The sequence below is a fragment of the Lentilactobacillus sp. TOM.63 genome (assembly GCF_030361045.1).
Taxonomy (GTDB): Bacteria; Bacillota; Bacilli; order Lactobacillales; family Lactobacillaceae; genus Lentilactobacillus; species Lentilactobacillus dabitei.
This window is the reverse complement of the sequence record NZ_JAUCAP010000184.1, coordinates 1-594: the sequence shown is the minus strand read 5'-3', so window position 1 is coordinate 594 and position 594 is coordinate 1. Positions and strand designations below refer to the sequence as shown.

Genomic DNA, 594 nt, shown 5'->3' with positions numbered 1-594 from the left:
CTCTATGAATGGGTTAGACTGTTTAACTCCTCCGGAGCTAAGGCACTTCAAGGTAATCTAAAATCACCCAGGACATATCATCCTTATTCGTTTAAAATAGAAGTTATCAAATGGCGTCTAACAAATCATGCCTCATTAACAGCTACCGCTAAGCATTTTAATTTGCGGACACCAAATCTCGTTTGGGAATGGGAAAGGGCTTTGAGAGAAGGACGTTTAAAACCTAGTAAAGGACGGCCACCTAAGTTGACTAAGACCAACAACCACGAAGATGATGAACTCCAGAAGCTTAAAGACGAGAATGAAATTCTCAAGTTGAGGAATGCTTACTTGGAAAAATTGCACGCCTTGGCACAGAAGAAGCGAAAATCTCAAACCAAGAAAAAGCCCAAGTAATAGTTGAGCTGAGGCGTGAATTCAAGGTAAGTTTGAGTATCATATTGAAGATTGCCAAGATGGCTAGTAGCAGTTACCATGATGCGCTGGATCGACAATATGGCAAAAAAGATTCAACTAAAATCATTGTCGCCATTAAAGCTATCCGGAATACCCATGCCGATTACGGCTATCGCCGTATTACAATCGAACTTAAGA

At 40.7% G+C, this 594-nt stretch carries 1 protein-coding gene; it reads left to right on the top strand.

Annotated features, from left to right (window positions below):
- The first annotated feature begins 201 nt into the window (after positions 1–201).
- Positions 202–396 (top strand): transposase, encoded by a 195-nt coding sequence (locus QUF07_RS14065; RefSeq protein ID WP_289428211.1) that lies wholly within the window; start codon positions 202–204, stop codon positions 394–396.
- The last annotated feature ends 198 nt before the right edge of the window (positions 397–594 follow it).